18 protein-coding genes are annotated in these 20,438 nt (G+C 71.3%); 13 read left to right on the top strand and 5 right to left on the bottom strand.

Annotated features, from left to right (window positions below; translation table 11 throughout):
• Positions 1-21: 21 nt before the first annotated feature.
• Together xseA and OG206_RS11910 are read left to right on the top strand one after the other, a co-directional pair.
• Complete coding sequence (xseA, locus tag OG206_RS11905; RefSeq protein ID WP_327115120.1) at positions 22-1,233, top strand: exodeoxyribonuclease VII large subunit; 1,212 nt, start codon at positions 22-24, stop codon at positions 1,231-1,233.
• A 40-nt stretch (positions 1,234-1,273) separates the two neighbouring features.
• Positions 1,274-1,528 (top strand): exodeoxyribonuclease VII small subunit, encoded by a 255-nt coding sequence (locus OG206_RS11910; protein ID WP_327115122.1) that lies wholly within the window; start codon positions 1,274-1,276, stop codon positions 1,526-1,528.
• A gap of 155 nt (positions 1,529-1,683) precedes the next feature.
• Here OG206_RS11910 and OG206_RS11915 read toward each other — a convergent pair whose 3' ends face one another.
• Complete coding sequence (locus tag OG206_RS11915; RefSeq protein ID WP_327115124.1) at positions 1,684-2,226, bottom strand: DUF4245 domain-containing protein; 543 nt, start codon at positions 2,224-2,226, stop codon at positions 1,684-1,686.
• A 166-nt stretch (positions 2,227-2,392) separates the two neighbouring features.
• On the opposite strand from OG206_RS11915, the gene glpX reads away from it, so the two are divergent.
• Entirely contained in the window at positions 2,393-3,424 is a 1,032-nt protein-coding gene (glpX, locus tag OG206_RS11920; protein WP_327115125.1) for a class II fructose-bisphosphatase, read from the top strand.
• A 62-nt stretch (positions 3,425-3,486) separates the two neighbouring features.
• Here glpX and OG206_RS11925 read toward each other — a convergent pair whose 3' ends face one another.
• Together OG206_RS11925 and OG206_RS11930 are read right to left on the bottom strand one after the other, a co-directional pair.
• Complete coding sequence (locus tag OG206_RS11925; protein ID WP_327115127.1) at positions 3,487-3,858, bottom strand: WhiB family transcriptional regulator; 372 nt, start codon at positions 3,856-3,858, stop codon at positions 3,487-3,489.
• 162 nt (positions 3,859-4,020) lie between these two features.
• Positions 4,021-4,692, bottom strand: coding sequence for a DUF1707 SHOCT-like domain-containing protein (locus tag OG206_RS11930; RefSeq protein ID WP_327115129.1), 672 nt, complete (start codon positions 4,690-4,692; stop codon positions 4,021-4,023).
• A 223-nt stretch (positions 4,693-4,915) separates the two neighbouring features.
• On the opposite strand from OG206_RS11930, the gene OG206_RS11935 reads away from it, so the two are divergent.
• The 4 genes from OG206_RS11935 (at position 4,916) to OG206_RS11950 (ending at position 11,353) form a co-directional block, all read left to right on the top strand.
• The gene (locus OG206_RS11935) at positions 4,916-6,583 is read left to right on the top strand and encodes a fumarate hydratase (RefSeq protein WP_327115131.1); all 1,668 of its coding nucleotides are present in this window, start codon (positions 4,916-4,918) and stop codon (positions 6,581-6,583) included.
• Positions 6,584-6,832: 249 nt separating this feature from the next.
• On the top strand, positions 6,833-8,236 hold the full coding sequence (locus tag OG206_RS11940; protein WP_327115133.1) for a class II fumarate hydratase: 1,404 nt from the start codon (positions 6,833-6,835) through the stop codon (positions 8,234-8,236).
• A gap of 79 nt (positions 8,237-8,315) precedes the next feature.
• Positions 8,316-9,038: a cytidylyl-2-hydroxypropylphosphonate hydrolase gene (gene fomD, locus OG206_RS11945; RefSeq protein WP_327115135.1), complete on the top strand. Its 723-nt coding sequence runs from the start codon at positions 8,316-8,318 to the stop codon at positions 9,036-9,038.
• A gap of 389 nt (positions 9,039-9,427) precedes the next feature.
• Positions 9,428-11,353, top strand: coding sequence for an ATP-binding SpoIIE family protein phosphatase (locus OG206_RS11950; protein ID WP_327115137.1), 1,926 nt, complete (start codon positions 9,428-9,430; stop codon positions 11,351-11,353).
• A gap of 64 nt (positions 11,354-11,417) precedes the next feature.
• On the opposite strand, the gene OG206_RS11955 is transcribed toward OG206_RS11950, so the two are convergent.
• On the bottom strand, positions 11,418-13,619 hold the full coding sequence (locus OG206_RS11955) for a transglycosylase domain-containing protein (protein WP_327115139.1): 2,202 nt from the start codon (positions 13,617-13,619) through the stop codon (positions 11,418-11,420).
• Between the two features lie 222 nt (positions 13,620-13,841).
• Between OG206_RS11955 and OG206_RS11960 the strand changes: the two genes are divergently transcribed.
• From OG206_RS11960 to OG206_RS11980, 5 genes are all read left to right on the top strand, one after another.
• Positions 13,842-14,813: an SPFH domain-containing protein gene (locus tag OG206_RS11960; protein ID WP_327115141.1), complete on the top strand. Its 972-nt coding sequence runs from the start codon at positions 13,842-13,844 to the stop codon at positions 14,811-14,813.
• Complete coding sequence (locus tag OG206_RS11965; protein WP_327115143.1) at positions 14,810-15,079, top strand: hypothetical protein; 270 nt, start codon at positions 14,810-14,812, stop codon at positions 15,077-15,079. Before OG206_RS11960 ends, OG206_RS11965 begins: the two co-directional genes overlap by 4 nt.
• Before the next feature lie 143 nt (positions 15,080-15,222).
• Entirely contained in the window at positions 15,223-15,747 is a 525-nt protein-coding gene (locus OG206_RS11970; protein ID WP_327115145.1) for a PadR family transcriptional regulator, read from the top strand.
• Entirely contained in the window at positions 15,744-16,430 is a 687-nt protein-coding gene (locus OG206_RS11975; protein WP_327115147.1) for an ABC transporter ATP-binding protein, read from the top strand. Before OG206_RS11970 ends, OG206_RS11975 begins: the two co-directional genes overlap by 4 nt.
• Complete coding sequence (locus OG206_RS11980; RefSeq protein ID WP_327115149.1) at positions 16,427-18,757, top strand: ABC transporter permease; 2,331 nt, start codon at positions 16,427-16,429, stop codon at positions 18,755-18,757. The genes OG206_RS11975 and OG206_RS11980 overlap by 4 nt, the downstream gene beginning before the upstream one ends.
• Before the next feature lie 36 nt (positions 18,758-18,793).
• Here OG206_RS11980 and OG206_RS11985 read toward each other — a convergent pair whose 3' ends face one another.
• A complete protein-coding gene (locus tag OG206_RS11985; protein ID WP_327115151.1) occupies positions 18,794-19,750 on the bottom strand; it encodes a hydrogen peroxide-inducible genes activator in 957 nt (318 codons plus the stop codon).
• Positions 19,751-19,882: 132 nt separating this feature from the next.
• On the opposite strand from OG206_RS11985, the gene OG206_RS11990 reads away from it, so the two are divergent.
• Entirely contained in the window at positions 19,883-20,437 is a 555-nt protein-coding gene (locus OG206_RS11990; RefSeq protein ID WP_018100933.1) for a peroxiredoxin, read from the top strand.
• The last annotated feature ends 1 nt before the right edge of the window (position 20,438 follow it).

Raw genomic sequence — 20,438 nt, forward strand, 5'->3', positions numbered from 1 at the left:
CCGGCCGATACGCTCGCCCGTATGGCTCTCACTACGTCCCCGGAAGCCCCGCTGCCCGTAGGCGACGTGTCGCGGCTGATCGGCGGGTGGATCGACCGGCTCGGCGCCGTCTGGGTCGAGGGGCAGATCACCCAGCTGTCGCGCCGGCCGGGCGCCGGGGTGGTGTTCCTGACGCTGCGCGATCCGTCGCACGACATCTCGGTGAGCGTGACCTGCTTCCGGCAGGTCTTCGACCGGATCGCCGACGTGGTGACCGAGGGCGCGCGGGTCGTCGTCCTGGCGAAGCCGGAGTGGTACGCCCCCCGGGGTCAGCTGTCCCTGCGGGCCACGGAGATACGGCCGGTAGGCATCGGTGAGCTGCTGGTGCGGCTGGAGCAGTTGAAGAAGTCCCTGGCGGCCGAGGGTCTGTTCGCCCTGGACCGCAAGAAGCCGCTGCCCTTCCTGCCGCAGTTGGTCGGCCTGGTCTGCGGGCGGGCGTCGGCGGCGGAGCGCGATGTGCTGGAGAACGCCAGGCGGCGCTGGCCGGCCGTGCGCTTCGAGGTGCGCAACACGGCGGTGCAGGGGGTGCACGCGGTGAATCAGGTGGTCCAGGCGGTCAAGGAGCTGGACGGCATGCCGGACGTCGACGTGATCGTGGTCGCCCGTGGCGGCGGCAGCGTGGAGGACCTCCTGCCGTTCTCCGACGAGGAGCTGATCCGGACGGTGGCCGCGTGCCGTACACCGGTGGTCTCCGCGATCGGACACGAACCGGACTCGCCGCTGCTCGACCTGGTCGCCGACCTGCGCGCGTCGACGCCGACGGACGCGGCGAAGAAGGTCGTGCCGGACGTGGGCGAGGAGCTGGACCGTGTGCAGCAGTTGCGGGACCGGGGCCTGCGGACGGTGCGGGGGCTGATCGAGCGGGAGGAGCGGGGGCTGGCGCACGCGCTGGGCCGGTCCTCGATGGAGCGTCCGCACCGCATGGTGGACGAGCGGGCCTCCGAGATCGATGCCCTGGTGGGGCGCGGCCGCCGGGTGCTGGGGCATCTGCTGGACCGCGCCGACTCGGAGCTCGCGCACACCCGGGCCCGGGTGGTCGCGCTGTCGCCGGCGGCGACCCTGGAGCGGGGGTACGCGGTGCTGCAGCGGCCGGACGGCCATGTGGTGCGCTCCCCCGCCGATGCCGGGGCGCCGGACGACGAGCTGCGGGCGCGGGTGTCCGAGGGCGAGTTCACGGTACGGGTGGCGGAATGAGGGGCCGGGATCGCCGGACCCCGCGCATAGGGTGGTCGGTATGACGGACGACGGGACGACGGTGGCTGCCGCGACGGGCACGCTCGGCTACGAGCAGGCGCGGGACGAGCTGATCGAGGTCGTACGCCGCCTGGAGGCGGGCGGCACGACGCTGGAGGAGTCGCTGGCCCTGTGGGAGCGGGGCGAGGAGCTGGCGAAGGTGTGCCGGCGCTGGCTGGAAGGCGCTCGGGCCCGGCTGGACGCGGCGCTGGCCTCCCCGGAGGAGTCCGGGGAGGGCGGCGACGGCGCGGCCTGAGCGGGCCGCCGACGCACGCACGGGCCGAGGAGTCCGCCGCCGCGCGGGTCCGGGCGCTCTCCGCGTCGCGGACGGCACGTCGCCCCCGGCGTGCGGGACGGCAGGAATCCCCGTAGCGCCGGGCGCTGCGGGGATTGCGCGTGCGGCGTCCGTCGTCAGGAGGCCTCGGTGGCGCCGGGGCCGGCGGCCCGCAGCGCGGTGGCCATCTCGGCGAGGCGGTCCGCCGGGGCCGAGCCCGTGACCACGGTGGTGACACCGTCGGCGTGCAGCACGAGCGCGTCGTACTTGGAGCCCTCCCAGACCTGCCACGCCTTGCCGGCGACCTCGCGCGTGCGCCCGGTGTCCCGGGCGTCCTGGCTGACCTCGGGAACGTACTTGCGGGCGGGGCTCGTGGACTGCTCGACGGCGACGTACTTCTTGTCGGGGTCGAGGAAGCCGAGGTGCCAGCCGGAGCCGTTCTGCCCCTGGTAGGACACCGAGGTCGGCTTCCAGCCCTTGGCCAGTCCGTCGGGTGCCACCACGGGGTACGGCGCGGCGCGTCGGGCCGTCGCCAGCTCGACGCGGTAGTCGACCGCCTTGACCGGATCGGCCTTGTCGTCATGCGGAATGAAGATGTAGACGACCCCCGCCACTGCGGTGATCACGAGCATCGACAGGAACATGTCCCGGACGGTCTGCTTGCCTCGCTTGCTTGCCACGGACTCAATGGTGGCATGCGCCTCCGGACGGCCCGCGAGGGGGCGTCCCCATGTCCGGTCAGGGGCATCCGCTCATTCGTGACCCGCCCTGCTCATTTTATCGACCTACCGATAGAGTCACAGCACCCTCTTTTCCGGTCGTCGTCGTACAGAAAGGTGCGCTCCGATGTCCGAGCATCATCTGCCGTCCCAGCTCGAGGTCTCCCCGGAGGCCCCCGACCGCAACCTGGCCCTGGAGCTGGTCCGGGTCACCGAGGCCGCTGCCATGGCCGCCGGGCGCTGGGTCGGCCGCGGCGACAAGATCGGCGCCGACGGTGCCGCGGTGAAAGCCATGCGCACGCTCGTCTCCACGGTGTCGATGAACGGCATCGTCGTCATCGGCGAGGGCGAGAAGGACGAAGCGCCCATGCTGTTCAACGGCGAGCGCGTCGGCGACGGCACCGGGGCCGAGGTCGACATCGCCGTCGACCCCATCGACGGCACCACGCTCAACGCCAAGGGCATGCCCAACGCCATCGCGGTGCTGGCAGCCGCCGACCGGGGCGCGATGTTCGACCCCTCCGCCGTCTTCTACATGGACAAGCTGGTCACCGGTCCCGAGGCGGCCGACTTCGTCGACATCAACGCCCCCGTGTCCGTGAACATCCGGCGCGTCGCGAAGGCCAAGAACTCGACCCCCGAGGACGTCACGGTCGTCATCCTGGACCGTCCCCGGCACGAGAACATGGTGCGGGAGATCCGGGAGACGGGCGCCCGGATCAAGTTCATCTCCGACGGCGACGTCGCCGGGTCGATCATGGCCGCCCGCGAGGGTACCGGTGTCGACCTGCTCATGGGGATCGGCGGGACCCCGGAGGGCATCATCTCGGCGTGCGCCATAAAGTGCCTGGGCGGTGTCATCCAGGGCAAGCTCTGGCCCAAGGACGAGGCGGAGCGTCAGCGCGCTCTCGACGCGGGTCACGACCTCGACCGCGTGCTGTCGACGGACGACCTCGTCAGCGGGGACAACGTCTTCTTCGTCGCCACCGGGATCACGGACGGTGAACTGCTGCGCGGTGTGCGGTACCGCGCGGAGACGGCCACCACCGACTCCCTCGTGATGCGCTCCAAGTCCGGCACGATCCGCCGGATCGACTCGACGCACCGGCTGTCGAAACTGCGCGCCTACAGCGCGATCGACTTCGACCGCGCCAAGTAGGCCGTGTCGTGCGGATGGTGGGGACCGGCCGGGCCGGTCCCCACCATCCGTGCACGCGGGCCTCAGCCCGCTGCGGCTATGCGCTCGCCCGGGGCGGCGGCCTTGAGCTCGATGTCCCGTCTGCGACGCCGGGCCAGCGCCACCCGGCGCTCGGCGGCGGTGAGTCCGCCCCACACCCCGTAGGGCTCGGGCTGGACGAGTGCGTGCTCCCGGCACTCGACCATGACCGGGCATCTCGCACAGACCTGCTTCGCCGCTTCCTCGCGGGAGAGCCGGGCGGCTGTCGGCTCCTTGGACGGGGCGAAGAACAGCCCTGCCTCGTCCCGGCGGCACACCGCCTCCGAGTGCCAGGGCCCCGCCTCGTCCTCCCGTGCGGGGGTGCGCCGGGCGGGCACGGCGGCGACCTGCAGGGGCTGATGCGGCAAATGCAGCACGGTCCACTCCTGACGACGGCTTGGGCTTCGTGAGCGAGAGGCGATGCAGCACTCCCTACCCGCTGTACGCACCCCTATGCACTGAGTGGTTCCCACTTGGACCGCCACCGGAACGCCTCGTCACGGCATGGCCGGAATTGGCGCCGGCCCGGCGGGCCGGCGTCAGTGGCCCAGATGTTTGCGCAGCTGCCGGTGGAGGTTGGTGATGAGCTTTCCGCGCTTGGGCTTCGCCTCGACGCTCCCGAACACGGAATAGCCGTTCACCACGACCACAGGTGCTTCGGGGTCGGCGGATTCCAGTGTGTCGACCTCGAAATTGCCGAAGATGCCCGTCCCGCTGCCGCGCAGAGAGATGTTCTCCGGCACCTTGATATCGACGCTCCCGAAGATGGACGTCGCATTGATGACGGTCAGACGCTGGCCGAAAAGCGCCTCGGTGAGGTCTATTTCGACGCTTCCGAAGAGGGAGAAGGCGTTCGTGCGGCCGCCCACACGCCAACGGCCCCTGCGGGTGGAGCTGCTGAAGACCGCCACCAGGTTCTCGGCGGTCCCGGCTGCCGCCTCGGGGCCGTAGCCGTACGGCGAGGCATGGAGGCGGCTCGTCCCGCCCTGTGCGGGGAGATCCCGCACCAGGGGCTCGAGTTCACCGACGGTCTTGGCCCGGTAGACGAGGTCGACCCGCTCGGCATGCTCCTCGGCGGTGAGCCGGCCCTCGGCCATGGCCTCCCGCAGGATGTCCGCGATCCGGTCGCGGTCCGCGTCGGACGCGCGGATTCCGGCAGGCGCGGGACCGGCCGGAGCGACGGGCTGCTGGGGCTGCTTTTCGAGGTCCACCGGCCAAGCTTACCGAAACGCGATAGATCGCGACCAGTGCCTCTCCGGCCCTGCCGAGAATCCGGGCCGGAGAGTCGCGTCCGGCGGAGGCCGGGTCCACCCGGACCGGACGGTGTCCGGGTGAGCCCTACCTCACAGGATCGGCGCCGCTCCGGCGCTCTACCCTGGTGGATGCGCTGCCCGAGGGAGGTCAGCCGCTGTCGCCGAGTGAGGAATGGCCGTAATGCCAGAGTTTGCGTACTCCGATCTGCTCCCCCTGGGAGAGGACACCACGCCGTACCGGCTGGTGACCGCCGAGGGCGTCTCGACCTTCGAGGCCGACGGCCGTACGTTCCTCAAGGTGGCTCCGGAGGCTCTGCGCACGCTCGCCGCCGAGGCCATGCACGACATCTCGCACTACCTGCGGCCCGCCCACCTGGCGCAGCTCCGGCGGATCGTGGACGACCCCGAGGCCTCCTCCAACGACAAGTTCGTCGCGCTCGACCTGCTGAAGAACGCGAACATCGCCGCCGCGGGCGTCCTCCCGATGTGCCAGGACACCGGCACCGCGATCGTCATGGGCAAGCGCGGGCAGAACGTCCTCACCGAGGGCGGTGACGAGGAGGCCCTGTCGCACGGCATCTTCGACGCCTACACGAAACTGAACCTGCGCTATTCGCAGATGGCCCCGCTGACCATGTGGGACGAGAAGAACACCGGCTCGAACCTGCCGGCGCAGATCGAGCTGTACGCGACCGACGGGGGCGCCTACAAGTTCCTCTTCATGGCGAAGGGCGGCGGCTCGGCCAACAAGTCGTTCCTCTTCCAGGAGACGAAGGCCGTCCTCAACGAGGCCTCCATGATGAAGTTCCTGGAGGAGAAGATCCGTTCGCTGGGCACGGCGGCCTGCCCGCCGTACCACCTGGCGATCGTCGTCGGCGGCACGTCGGCCGAGTTCGCGCTGAAGACCGCGAAGTACGCCTCCGCGCACTACCTGGACGAGCTGCCCGCCGAGGGTTCCCCGACCGGTCACGGCTTCCGGGACAAGGGGCTGGAGGAGAAGGTCTTCGAGCTCACGCAGAAGATCGGGATCGGCGCGCAGTTCGGCGGCAAGTACTTCTGTCACGACGTGCGCGTGGTGCGCCTGCCGCGGCACGGCGCCTCGCTTCCCGTCGCGATCGCCGTCTCCTGCTCGGCCGACCGCCAGGCGACCGCGAAGATCACCGCGGAGGGCGTCTTCCTGGAGCAGTTGGAGAAGGACCCGGCCCGCTTCCTGCCGGACACCACCGACGACCACCTCGACGAGGCCGGCGACGTGGTGAGGATCGACCTGAACCGGCCCATGGACGAGATCCTCGCCGAGCTCACCAAGTACCCGGTCAAGACCCGGCTCTCGCTGACCGGCCCGCTGGTCGTGGCGCGCGACATCGCGCACGCCAAGATCAAGGAGCGGCTCGACGCGGGCGAGGAGATGCCGCAGTACCTCAAGGACCACCCGGTGTACTACGCGGGACCCGCGAAGACCCCCGAGGGCTACGCCTCCGGCTCCTTCGGCCCGACGACGGCCGGTCGCATGGACAGTTACGTCGCACAGTTCCAGGCGGCCGGCGGCTCCAAGGTGATGCTCGCCAAGGGCAACCGGTCCAAGCAGGTCACGGACGCGTGCGACGCGCACGGCGGCTTCTACCTCGGCTCCATCGGCGGGCCCGCGGCGCGCCTCGCCCAGGACTGCATCAAGAAGGTCGAGGTCGTCGAGTACGAGGAGCTCGGCATGGAGGCCGTCTGGCGGATCGAGGTCGAGGACTTCCCCGCGTTCGTCGTGGTCGACGACAAGGGCAACGACTTCTTCACCGAGCCCGCCCCCGCGCCGACGTTCACCAGCATCCCGGTCCGCGGCCCCGGTCTCGGCTGACCTCCGTTCGCGTCCCGCACAGGGGCATCCGGCCGGTGGCCGGATGCCCCTGTGGCGTTCCACGGGTCCGTGCCGGCGCCGGGGAGCCCCACCGCGGCGGGCCGGCTGACGGCGGCTGCGTGGACGCCTCCGGCGGCCGGCACCCCCGGAAGAGCCCCTTCCGGCCGACGGTGCCCGGGAAAACCCGCAGCGTGCGGGGAATACGTGGAGCGGCCCACGTGCTCCTTTCCAGCAGGAGGTTTGAACACCATGGACGGATCGGCCCAGGAATCGAAGTACCGCGTCGAGCACGACTCGATGGGTGAGGTGAGGGTGCCCGCACACGCGAAGTGGCGGGCGCAGACGCAGCGTGCGGTGGAGAACTTCCCCGTCTCGGGGCAACGTCTGGAAAGGGCCCACATCGAGGCCCTGGCCCGGATCAAGGCCGCCGCGGCGAAGGTCAACGCCGAGCTGAAGGTGCTGGATCCGGACATCGCGGAGGCCATCCAGGCGGCCGCCGCCGAGGTGGCGTCGGGGCGCTGGGACGAGCACTTCCCCGTGGACGTGTTCCAGACGGGTTCCGGCACGTCGTCCAACATGAACACCAACGAGGTCCTGGCCACGCTCGCCACCGAGCGGCTCGGGCGCGAGGTGCACCCCAACGACCACGTCAACGCCTCGCAGTCGTCGAACGACGTCTTCCCGTCGTCGATCCACATCGCGGCGACCGCGGCCGTCACCGCCGACCTGATCCCCGCACTCGAATACCTGGCCGAGTCACTGGAGCGGAAATCGGCCGAATTCGCGGACGTCGTGAAGTCGGGCCGCACGCACCTGATGGACGCAACGCCCGTCACCCTCGGCCAGGAGTTCGGCGGTTACGCCGCGCAGATCCGCTACGGCGTCGAGCGGCTCCAGGCATCGCTCCCCCGCCTCGCCGAACTCCCGCTGGGCGGTACGGCCGTGGGCACCGGCATCAACACCCCGCCCGGCTTCTCCGCCGCGGTGATCGCCGAGGTCGCCCGGACCACCGGGCTGCCCCTCACCGAGGCCCGCAACCACTTCGAGGCGCAGGGAGCCCGGGACGGACTCGTCGAGGCGTCGGGGCAGCTCCGTACGCTCGCCGTGTCACTCACCAAGATCTCCAACGACCTCCGCTGGATGGCGTCCGGACCCCGCACGGGCCTGGCCGAAATCAACCTGCCCGACCTCCAGCCGGGGTCGTCGATCATGCCGGGCAAGGTCAATCCGGTGATCCCGGAGGCCGTACTGATGGTCGCGGCCCAGGTGACGGGGAACGACGCCACGGTCGCCGTCGCGGGGGCGGCGGGCAACTTCGAGCTCAACGTCATGCTCCCGGTGATGGCGAAGAACCTCCTGGAGTCCGTACGACTGCTCACGAACGCCTCGCGGCTGCTCGCCGACCGCACGGTCGACGGCGTCACGGCCAACGTGGAGCGGGCCCGGCACTACGCGGAGTCCTCACCCTCGGTCGTGACCCCGCTGAACAAGTACATCGGCTACGAGGAGGCGGCGAAGGTCGCCAAGAAGTCCCTGGCCGACGGCACGACCATCCGGGAGACGGTGCTGGCCGGCGGGTACGTCGAACGCGGCGACCTGACGCTGGAACAGCTCGACGCGGCCCTGGACGTGTTGCGTATGACCCGGCCGTGACGTGTCCGGGCGTGTCGCGTATGACCCGGCCGTGACGCGTAACGCGGCGGCCGGGTCGGCGCGTCCCTAAGATCTCTCCATGACGACGACGGAAGCGGGTACGGGAGCAGGCACCGGGGCAGGTGCGGGGGACAACGGACGCTGGGCGCCGGGCGACAGGATCCTCTGGCGCTACCGGGACAACGGGCACCCCGGCGGGGGCGGCGGCGCCGGGGGCGTGCACATCTGCCGGCCGGTCACCGTCGTTCAGGACACGGACGAACTGCTCGCCGTCTGGATGGCGTCCGGCACGGAATGCGTGAGACCGGTGCTCGCCGACGGTACGCAGGTGCACGCCGAGCCGCTCGCCACGCGTTACACGCGCCCGCGCACGACCGTGCGGTCCCGGTGGTTCGGCTCGGGTGTGCTGAAGCTCGCCCGGCCGGGTGACCCCTGGTCCGTCTGGCTGTTCTGGGACCGCGGCTGGCTGTTCCGCAACTGGTACGTCAACCTTGAGGAGCCCCGGTCACGCTGGTCCGGAGGAGTCGATTCACAGGATCATTTCCTCGACATCTCGGTCCGGCCCGACCACAGTTGGGAGTGGCTCGACGAGGACGAGTTCGCCCAGGCGCAGCAGGTCGGACTGATGGACGCGCCCACCGCCCGGCGGGTGCGCGAGGCCGGCCTCGCGGCCGTCGAGGTGATCCAGCACTGGGGCGCGCCCTTCAGCGACGGCTGGGAGCACTGGCGGCCCGACCCGCGGTGGAAGGTCCCGCCACTGCCGGATGACTGGGACCGCACCCCCGCGTCCACCCCGTCGTGAGACCCTTGATTCACCCCAGGGGGGCAAACGTAGGATCGCCTTCCGTGAACCGTTCCACCGGTCCACCGCGTCACAACCGGCGTAACCGGCCAAGCACCTGACCACCAGTCATCGCACATGTCGCACGAGCAGCACGGGCAACGAACCCGGGCTGCCGCGCGGTAGCACGAACCACTACGAGGGGGTGGAGACGTGTTCGCTGTCCGCTGCCCCGTCGCCGGAGGACCTCGTGTCGGCCCCCCGGCCGGCCGTACGGTTTCGGCCCCTTTTCCGGGGGCATCCGGTGACAGCCGTTGTTCTCACCGCTCTTGCGGGGGCACAGTGGCGCACACCCCTGAGGCGAGTGTGATCGCCTCATACAACCGGCCCGGACGGACGGAATCCCACGCGTGACGGAGCATCCCACCTCCCACGAAGGCCGGCAGCCGCTCGCTGCCCGGCCGCAGGAGCGCGCCCGGCCCCGGCAGCAGGAGGGCCCGCCGGGCGCGGCCGCCACCGCCGCGATCCCCGGCCCCTCCCCGGTGCCGGCGGCCCAGAACGCCGTGCCGAGCCCGGCGTCCGCGGAATCCGCCGCGTCGGCCGCCGAGACCCAGGCCGTCGCCCGCCGCGAGGGTGACCGGCTCCGCTTCGTCGGTGCCGCCACCCGCCGGATCGCCCGGGGCATAGACCTCGACGAGATCGTGCTCGGCCTCTGCAGGGCGAGTGTGCCCACGTTCTCCGACGCCATACTCGTCTACCTCCGCGATCCGCTCCCGGTGGGCGACGAGCGGCCGGTCACCCCGTTCGTGCTGCGGCTGCGGCGTACCGACCGGCTGCGGCTCGCCGACGAGGAGAGCGAGGGCGGCCCGGAGGGCGAGCGGCTGCGGCTGCCCGTGACCGACCCGCAGGCCGGGCTGATGCCGGCGGCCGACCTCTGCGAGATCCAGGCGGGCGGCGCGCTCGCCGAGGTGCTGCGCGGGGTGCGGCCGGTCTTCGGCGACTCGGCCGCCGCCCGCGCCGCCCTGCCCGAACTGCTGGGTGCGGGGCGGGCGGTGCCCACCGGGCACCGCGCGATCCTGGCTCCTCTGCGCGGCCGCCGCCGGGTGATCGGCGCGGCCGTGTTCCTGCGCGGCACGGACCGCCCGCCGTTCGAGGCCAACGACCTCCTGGTCGCGGCCCAGCTGGCCACGCACACCGCGCTGGGCATCGACAAGGCCGTGCTGTACGGCCGCGAGGCGTACATCGCCGACGAACTGCAGCGCACGATGCTGCCGGACTCCCTGCCCCAGCCCACCGGTGTGCGTCTGGCGTCCCGCTACCTCCCGGCCGCCGAGACGGCCCGTGTGGGCGGCGACTGGTACGACGCGATCCCGCTGCCCGGCAGCAGGGTCGCGCTGGTCGTCGGTGACGTGATGGGCCACTCCATGACGTCCGCGGCGATCATGGGCCAGCTGCGTACCACCGCGCAGACCCTCGCCGGACTCGACCTGCCGCCGCAGGAGGTGCTGCACCACCTGGACGAGCAGGCGCAGCGGCTCGGCAGCGACCGCATGGCGACCTGCATGTACGCGGTGTACGACCCCGTCGCGCACCGGATCACCATCGCCAACGCCGGCCACCCGCCGCCCGTGCTGCTCCACCTGGGCGGCCGGGCCGAGGTGCTGAGGGTCCCCCCGGGGGCACCGATCGGCGTCGGCGGGGTCGACTTCGAGGCCGTCGAGCTCGACGCGCCCGCCGGCGCCACGCTGCTCCTCTACACGGACGGCCTGGTGGAGTCCCGGATGCGGGACGTGTGGACGGGCATCGAGATGCTGCGGGAGCGGCTCGCGGCCACCGCGCAGCTGACCGGTCCCGACCACTCGCCGCCGCTGGAGGCGCTGTGCGACGACGTCCTCGACATGCTCGGCCCGGGTGACCGGGACGACGACATCGCGCTGCTGGCCGCCCGGTTCGACGGGATCGCGCCGAGCGACGTCGCCTACTGGTTCCTGGAGCCGGAGGACGCGGCGCCCGGACGGGCCCGCAGGCTGGCGCGCAGGGCGCTGAGCCGCTGGGGTCTGGACGACATCTCCGACGAGGTGGAGCTCCTGGTCAGCGAGGTGGTCACCAACGCCGTGCGGTACGCGGAGCGTCCGGTGACCCTGCGGCTGCTGCGCACGGACATCCTGCGCTGCGAGGTCGGGGACGACGCCCCGCAGCTGCCCAGGCAGCGGCGTGCCCGGGAGACCGACGAGGGCGGGCGCGGGCTCTTCCTGGTCAACCGGCTGGCCAGGCGGTGGGGGGCGACCCGGCTCTCCACGGGCAAGGTCGTGTGGTTCGAGATGGCCACTCCCTGAGGGTGCCGGGGGACGGACACGTGTGAGGGGCGGGTGCCGGCCGGCACCCGCCCCTCACACGTCGTCACTGCCCGAACTGGCCGCCGCCCGGACGGCCGGGCGGCTGCTGGGTCCCGCCGGGGTCCGGTGTCCCGCTGGGCGTCTCGCTCGGCGTCTCCGAGGGCGTCTCGCTCGGCGTCTCGACCGGCGGGGACTCCTCGACCGGGGACTCGCTCGGGGACTCGGAGGGCGTCTCGGGCGTCGCGGAGGGGGTGTGTGAAGGCTTCTCCGACGGCGTCGGGGGCGCCGACGGTGTCTCGGTGACGGCTGTCTCGCCGCGCTCCACGCCCTGCAGGTCGAAGGAGGCGTCCGAGCCGCCGCCCAGCGCGCCGAGGGTGTAGTCGGCCCAGATCTTGGCGGGGAAGCCGCCACCGTTGGCCCGGCCGGAGTTGGCCGTGCCGGTGAGGCTGACCTGACCGCCGCCCTCCTTGGTCGACTCGCCGTACAGGGCGACGACGGTGGAGAGCTCGGGGGTGTAGGCCGCGAACCAGGCGGCCTTGTTGTCCTCCGAGGTACCCGTCTTGCCCGCGGCGTCGTAGGCCGAGGTGTTGGCCTCGTGACCGGAGCCGAGGTCGACGACCTCGGTGAGCGCCTTCGTCACGGTGTCCGCGGATGCCCGGCTGATGGCCTGGCCGCCGATGCCGTCGACGGGTTCCATGGTGCGGTCGCGGTGCACGGCGGACTTGACGATGGTCGGGGTGACCTTCTTGCCGTGGTTGTCGAGGGTGGCGTAGACCCCGGCCATGTCCCACGTGGAGGCGTTCATGGTGCCGAGGGTGATCGCGGGACGCTCGGGGAAGTTCTCGTCGGGTACGCCCAGGCCGAGCGCGGTCCTCTTGACGGCCTTCGGGGTGACGTCGACGACCATCTGCGCGAAGACGGAGTTGATCGACTTGTCCAGGGCCGTCTGGACGGTCGGGTTGCGGTAGCTGACGTCGTCCTCGTTCTGCGGGGCGAACGGGGTGTCGCTCCCGACGACGGGACGCCTGCTGGTGCCGTCGTAGACCGTGTTGAGGCCGATCAGGTTGCCGTCCTGGGTCTGCGACCCGTTCTCCAGGGCGGAGGCGAGCACGAGCGGCTTGAACGTCGACGCGGGCTGGTAGTCCCTGCGGGTGGCATTGGATATGTAGTGCTCGGTGGCGCCTACTCCGCCGTACAGCGCGACGACCTTGCCGGTCTTCGGGTCCACCGAGGTGGCGCCCGCCTGGACGGTCGCGTCGACCTTGTTCTTCTTCCGGTCGAGCTGGTTCTCCAGCTGCCGGTCGACGGACTTCTCGAGCTGCTTCTGCCTCTTCTTGTCGATGTTGAGGGTGATCGTCCAGCCGCCCGCCCGGCGCATCTCCTCGGTGATGCCCTGGCGCTCCATCTCCTGGTTGGCGGCCTCGACGAGGTAGCCCGTCTGTCCCTCCAGCCCGGGAGCGGCCTTGGGCGCCTCGGGCACGGGGAACGTCAGCTTGTCGCGCTCGGCCCGGTCGAGCCAGCCCTCCTCGACCATGTTGTTCAGCGTGTAGGCCCAGCGCTCCTTGACGAGCCTCTTGCCGGTCGGGGTGGCCCGGGCCCAGTCGTACTGGCTGGGCGCCTGGAGCAGTGCCGCGAGGTAGGCGCCCTGGGACACGTCGAGGTCCTTGGCGTCGACCCCGTAGTAGGCCTGTGCGGCCGCCTGGATCCCGCTCGCGCCGCGACCGTAGAACACGGTGTTGAGGTAGCCGGCGAGGATGTCGTCCTTCTTCATGCGCTGGTCGACCTTGAGGGAGATCACCAGTTCCTTGAGCTTGCGGCTGACCGTCTGGTCCTGCGTGAGGTAGTAGTTCTTCACGTACTGCTGGGTGATCGTGGAGCCACCCTGCTTGCCCTTGCCGGAGAGCGTGTTGAGCACACCGCGGGTGGTGCCCTTGAGGTCGACGCCCTGGTCCCGGTAGAAGGACTTGTTCTCGGCGGCGACGAAGGCGTGCTGGACCTTCTTGGGTACGACGGCGAGGTCGACGATCTCCCGGTTGGCCCCGGAGCCGGTGCGGGCGAGGATCGAGCCGTCGCTGTACTTGTAGATGTTGCTCTGCTCCTGCGCCGCGGCGTTGGCCGGGGGCACGTCCACGTACAGGTAGAGCGCCGCGAAGCCGCCCATCACCAGCAGGCACAGTCCGAAGAACGTGCCCAGCATCTTCCGCCACGTGAAGAGCCGGCGTATGCCACCGCTCTTGGCAGCCCGACGCGCTTCCGCTCGCCCCATCGCCGTGGTGCTCCTCTTCCTCTGCTCGAACCGCTCAGGTCAGACCAGCCAGCTAACACCGAAGGCATGGACAAATGGCAAGCGATCCGATCTTTTCCGGACGTGAGAATCAGCACCCGGTCCCCATGGAACCGACTCACGGGGGGCGCAGAAGGTTGCCGCACCCGTTAATGTGTAATCACATTGCTAGCGCGGCGTCATGCCGCGCGGAACGGGGGACCCATGTCCGCACCGCACGACCTCCCCGGCGCCGACGGCCCCGGCGCCGACCTGGCACCGGACGCGCCCGAGATGCCCTCTCCGCAGGTCAGGGAGACGACGGCCCATTCGATCCCCGGCGGCCTCGGCCTGCTGCTGACCGTCCTCGGCGTGCTCGTCGGCGTGGCCCTCACCATCGCCGGCGGGGTCCTCGGCTCGCACGGTCACGACGGCGCGGGCATCCCGTTGCTCGTCCTCGGGCTGCTGCTCGCCGTCGCCTCCTTCTTCTGCATGAGCGGTGTGAAAATGGTCGCCCCGGGCGAGGCCCGGGTCATCCAGCTGTTCGGCCGGTACGTCGGCACGATCCGCGCGGACGGCCTGCGGTGGATCAACCCGCTGACGTCCAGCCGCAAGATCTCCACCCGCGTCCGCAATCACGAGACGGCCGTCCTCAAGGTCAACGACGCCTACGGCAACCCGATCGAGCTCGCCGCGATCGTCGTCTGGAAGGTCGAGGACACCGCGCAGGCACTCTTCGAGGTGGACGACTTCCTGGAGTTCGTCGCGACCCAGACCGAGGCGGCCGTCCGGCACATCGCGATCGAGTACCCGTACGACGCCCACGAGGAGGGCGGACTGTCCCTGCGGGGCAACGCCGAGGAGATCACCGAGAAGCTCGCCGCCGAACTGACCGCGCGGGTGCAGGCGGCGGGCGTGCGCATCATCGAGTCCCGCTTCAGCCACCTCGCGTACGCCCCCGAGATCGCGTCGGCGATGCTTCAGCGCCAGCAGGCGGGGGCGGTCGTCGCGGCACGCCAGCAGATCGTCGAGGGCGCCGTGGGCATGGTCGAGATGGCGCTGACCCGGATCGCGGAGCAGGACATCGTCGAGCTCGACTCGGAGCGCAAGGCGGCGATGGTCAGCAACCTGATGGTCGTGCTGTGCGGTGACCGTGCCGCGCAGCCGGTCCTGAACACGGGCACGCTCTACCAGTGACCGACGACGCGGCCCCTCCGGCGGGCCGGACTCCCCGGCGGGGTGCCACCCGCAAGCAGATGCTGCTGCGGCTGGACCCCGCCGTGCACGACGCGCTGGCCCGGTGGGCCTCCGACGAACTGCGCAGCGCGAACGCGCAGATCGAGTTCCTGCTCCGGCGGGCCCTGGCGGACGCCGGGCGCCTGCCGGGCGGGGCGGCTCCGATCCCCCGCCGGGGCCGGCCACCGAACTCCCCGCCCGGGGAGCCGCCGGAGCCGGCCGGGTAGCCCCCTCGGGGGGCCCTTGCGGCCACAGGCGCCCGCCCCCGGCCGTGGCAGGCGTCGGAGGGCCCGGTGGCGCGAGGCCCGGTCCGCACGCACCGGGCCACCCGTATGCGCCGCAGGTATACACACGGAGTACAGTGCGGTTCATGTCTATCGGCCACACACTCCTCGGGCTCCTGGAGTCCGGCCCCCGCCACGGCTACGACCTCAAGCGCGCCTTCGACGAGAAGTTCGGTCACGACCGGCCGCTGCACTACGGCCAGGTCTACGCGACCATGTCCCGTCTCCTGAAGAACGGGCTCGTCGAGGTCGACGGGGTCGAGACGGAGGGCGGGCCCGAGCGCAAGCGGTACGCCATCACGGAGGCCGGCGTGACCGATGTCACGACCTGGCTCGCGCAGCCCGAGAAGCCGGAACCCTACCTCCAGTCGACCCTCTACACGAAGGTCGTCCTGGCCCTGCTCACCGGCCGCAGCGCCGCCGACCTGCTGGACGCCCAGCGCTCCGAGCATCTGCGCCTGATGCGCATCCTGACCGACCGCAAGCGCAACGGCGATCTCGCGGACCAGCTGATCTGCGACCACGCCCTCTTCCACCTCGAAGCCGACCTGCGCTGGCTGGAGCTGACCGCCGCACGCCTGGACCGGCTCGCCGAGGTGATAGCCCCGTGATCCCGGCCGGCTCCCTGCTCTCCGCCCGGGACCTGCGCAGGAGTTACGGCTCCACGCACGCGCTCGACGGGGCCTCCTTCTCCGTGCACCCCGGTGAGGTCGTCGCCGTCATGGGCCCCTCGGGCTCCGGCAAGTCGACACTGCTGCACTGCCTGGCGGGCATCGTGACCCCCGACTCGGGCAGCGTCACCTACGACGGGCGTGAACTGTCCGCCCTGTCCGACGCGGAGCGCAGCGCGCTGCGCCGCAGCGACTTCGGGTTCGTCTTCCAGTTCGGCCAGCTCGTCCCGGAACTGACGTGCGTGGAGAACGTCGCGCTGCCGCTGCGCCTCAACGGGATGAAGCGCAAGGAGGCCGACCGCACGGCCCGCCAGTGGATGGAGCGCCTGGAGGTCGACGACCTCGCCTCCCAGCGCCCCGGGGAGGTGTCCGGCGGGCAGGGCCAGCGTGTCGCCGTGGCCCGCGCCCTGGTCGCCTCCCCCAAGGTGGTCTTCGCCGACGAGCCGACGGGCGCACTGGACTCGCTCAACGGCGAGCGGGTCATGCAGTTGCTCACCGAATCCGCCAGGACCTCGAACACGGCCGTCGTGATCGTGACGCACGAGGCCCGCGTCGCCGCTTACTCGGACCGCGACATCGTCGTGCGTGACGGCCGGTGCCGTGACGCGGAGCACGCGCTGTGAAGTGGCTGCGCGACCTGGGTCTCGGGATACGTTTCGCCGCCGCGGGCGGACGCGAGGGCTGGGCCAGGACCGCGCTCACCGCGGTCGGGGTCGGACTCGGGGTGGCGCTGCTGCTGGCCGCCTCGTCGGTCCCGCACCTGCTGGAGCAGCGCGCCGTACGCGACGAGGCACGCCGTGAGGTCGCGGCGTCCCGCAACGCGGAGGTCCCGAGGACGGACTCCACCGTCCTGCGGTCCGGGGCCACGACCGAGTACCGCGGCCGCGAGGTGGAGGGCTACCTGATGCGGGCGGAGGGCCGACGGCCCGTGCTTCCGCCGGGAGTCGGGCACTTCCCCGCCCCCGGGAAGATGGTCGTCTCCCCCGCCCTGAAGGAACTGCTGGGGTCCCCCGAGGGCCACCTGCTCAAGCAGCGCCTGCCCTACGGGATCAGCGGGACGATCGCCGACGAGGGACTGAGCTCCCCGCGCGAGCTGCACTTCTACGTGGGCAGCGGCACCCTGACGCCCGCGGGCGGCGGTCACCGGCTGGCGGGTTACGGCGGCGGAACCCCGGACGATCCGCTCCCGCCCGTCCTGGTCCTCCTGGTCCTCGTCATCTGCGTCGTCCTGCTGGTGCCCGTGGCGATCTTCATCGCGACCGCCGTGCGGTTCGGCGGAGAGCGCCGCGACCGGAGGCTCGCCGCGCTGCGGCTGGTCGGGGCCGACATCCGGTCGACCCGCCTGATCGCGGCGGGCGAGGCGCTGTTCGGGTCGTTCCTCGGCCTGCTGGCCGGCGCGGCGTTCTTCCTCGTGGGCCGCGGGTTCGTCGGTCATGTCGAGGTGTGGGGTCACAGTGCCTTCCCCTCCGACCTGACGCCCACTCCCTGGCTCACCGCGCTCGTGGCCGTCGCCGTACCCCTGTCCGCCGTCGTCGTCACGCTCGCCGCCATGCGTTCGGTGGCCGTCGAGCCCCTGGGCGTCGTGCGCGGCTCCCGGAACCGCCGGCGCCGCCTGTGGTGGCGTCTGCTGCTGCCGGTCCTGGGGCTGGCCGTCCTGTGGCGTGCGGACCGCGCCGACGAGTTCACGCCGGTCGACCCCTACCCCGTCGCGGGCGGTGCCGTCCTCGTCCTGTCGGGACTCGCGCTGCTGCTCCCCTGGCTGGTCGAGGCATGCGTGGGCAGGCTGGGCCGCGGGCCGCTCCCCTGGCAGCTGGCGGTCCGCGCGCTCCAGCTGAACAGTGGCGCGGCCTCCCGGGCGGTCAGCGGCATCACCGTCGCCGTGGCGGGCGCGGTGGCGCTGCAGATGCTGTTCGCGGCGGTGGGCGACGACTTCGACCGGATGACGGGGCAGGACCCCTCACGGGCCCAGTTCACGACGTCCTCAGAGCGTGTGACCGGTGACGCGGCCACACGCACCATCAAGGAGTTCCGGGCGACCAGGGGCGTGCGGGCCGTCATCGGCACGGTCGAGGTCTACGTGACCCGGCCGGGGAAGTACGAGGGCGACATCCGGCCCACCACCTCACTGACCGTCGGCGACTGCGCGACCCTGCGCGAGATCGCCCGGATCGGGTCCTGCGAGGAGGGCGACGCCTTCGTCGTCCACCCCAGGAACGACAAGGACATGTCCGCCTGGATGGACCGGACGGCCCGCAAGGGCAAGGAGGTCGACGTCAGCGCGTCCGCCGAGCCGGGCGGTGTGAAGTCGAGGCGCTGGACCCTGCCCGCGGATGCCCGGACCGTCGTCTCCCGCCCGGACCCGATGGGCGAGGACCACTGGGGCATCATGGCGACGGCCGGAGCGGTCGGCCCGGGCACCTTGCCCGGCGCGACGGTCCAGGCGCAGATCAGGGTCGACGAGAGCGTCCCCGACGTCTCCGAGTACGTACGGAACACGGCGGCCCGGATCGACCCCGCCATGCGGGTGTCATCCCTGCGTTCGGTGGAGCGCGACCGGCAGTACGCGAGCGTGCAGACCGGCCTCCGGGTCGGCGCGACCTTGACCCTGCTGCTGATCGCCGCCTCGATGCTGGTCTCCCAGCTGGAGCAGATGCGGGAGCGCAGGCGCCTGTTGTCGGTCCTGGTCGCCTTCGGCACCCGGCGGGCCACCCTCGGCTGGTCGGTGCTCTGGCAGACCGCCGTGCCGGTGCTCATCGGCCTGGCCGTGGCGGTCGCCGGCGGGCTCGGGCTCGGTGCGGTGATGGTGAGGCTGGTCGCCAAGCGAGTGACCGACTGGTGGCTGTTCCTCCCGATGGTGGGGGCGGGTGCCGCACTGATCCTGCTGGTCACCCTGGTCTCGTTGCCGCTGCTGTGGCGGCTGATGCGGCCCGACGGTCTGCGTACGGAGTGATGCCCCGGTGCGGCCTCCATCCCGGGGGCCGCACCCTCAGGCCGCCGGCACCCGCACCGGAAGGGTGACCATCGCCTCCCGGAGAGCGGCGGCGAACTCCTCGAACTCCTCGTGCCTCGCCGAACCCGCCCGCACGGCCAGCGCCACCCGCCGCGAGGGCGCGGGGTCACTGAAGTAGCCGGTGGACAGCGCCTCGTTGCGCCCGGTCTCCACGGTCACAGCGGTCCGCGGCAAGAGGGTCACGCCCAGTCCGCCCGCGACGAGCTGGACCAGGGTGGAGAGCCCGGCCGCGGTCGTCGTCACCGGGGTCCCCCGGGTACGGCCCGCCTCACGGCAGATGTCCAGGGCCTGGTCCCGCAGGCAGTGTCCCTCGTCGAGCAGCAGGAGCGGCAGGTCGCGCAGCGTCTCGCGCGGCAGGCCGATGCTTCCGGCGAGGCGGTGCTCCCTCTCCATGACCAGAACGAAGTCCTCGTCGAACAGGGGGAGTTCCGTGACGCCGGGCACCCCGAGCGGCACCGCGAGCAGCAGGAGGTCCAGCCGCCCGGCCCCCAGCCCGTCCAGCAGCGAGGAGGTCTGCTCCTCGTGGACCTGGAGTTCCAGCTCGGGGTAGCGCTCGTGGACCAGCCTGAGCACGGCGGGCAGGAGGTAGGGCGCGACCGTCGGGATCACGCCGAGCCGGAGTATCCCGGTGAACGGCGCCCGCACCGCCTCGGCCTCCTCCATCAGCTCACCCAGGGCTTCCAGCACCGCCCGGCTCCGCACCGCGAGCCTCTCCCCGGCGGGCGAGAGCAGCACCTTGCGGGTCGTACGCTCGATGAGCTGGACACCCAGTGCCACCTCCAGCGCGGACACCGCCCCGGAGAGAGCGGGCTGACTCATCCCGATTGCTGCCGCCGCGTCCCGGAAGTGCAGATGCTCCGCCACGGCCACGAAGGCGCGCAGCTGCGAGAGGCTGGGCTGCTTGACCCTGTTGGGCTGATTTACATACGCCACTGATAGGCACCTCCGATCATCCGGACCGAGTGTAGCTATTTCCGTGATCAATGCACTCTGTGCCAGGGTGGGAGCCGTCCAACCCCCAGGAACGCCCTCAAAAGGGGACTTCCTATGCAACAAGGAGTGCGCGTGCTCACTGTCGGTGACAAGTTCCCCGAGTTCGACCTGACCGCTTGCGTGTCGCTCGAGAGCGGCAAGGAGTTCGAGCAGATCAACCACAAGACCTACGAGGGTCAGTGGAAGATCGTCTTCGCGTGGCCCAAGGACTTCACCTTCGTGTGCCCCACCGAGATCGCCGCCTTCGGCAAGCTGAACGACGAGTTCGCCGACCGCGACGCCCAGATCCTCGGCTTCTCCGGTGACTCCGAGTTCGTGCACCACGCCTGGCGCAAGGACCACCCGGACCTGACCGACCTGCCCTTCCCGATGCTGGCCGACTCGAAGCACGAGCTCATGCGTGACCTCGGCATCGAGGGCGAGGACGGCTTCGCCCAGCGCGCCGTCTTCATCGTCGACCAGAACAACGAGATCCAGTTCACGATGGTGACCGCCGGTTCCGTGGGCCGTAACCCCAAGGAGGTCCTGCGGGTCCTCGACGCCCTGCAGACCGACGAGCTCTGCCCCTGCAACTGGACCAAGGGCGAGAACACCCTCGACCCGGTCGCCCTCCTCTCCGGCGAGTGAG

Origin of the sequence: Streptomyces sp. NBC_01341 (genome assembly GCF_035946055.1) — a bacterium.
Taxonomy (GTDB): Bacteria; Actinomycetota; Actinomycetes; order Streptomycetales; family Streptomycetaceae; genus Streptomyces.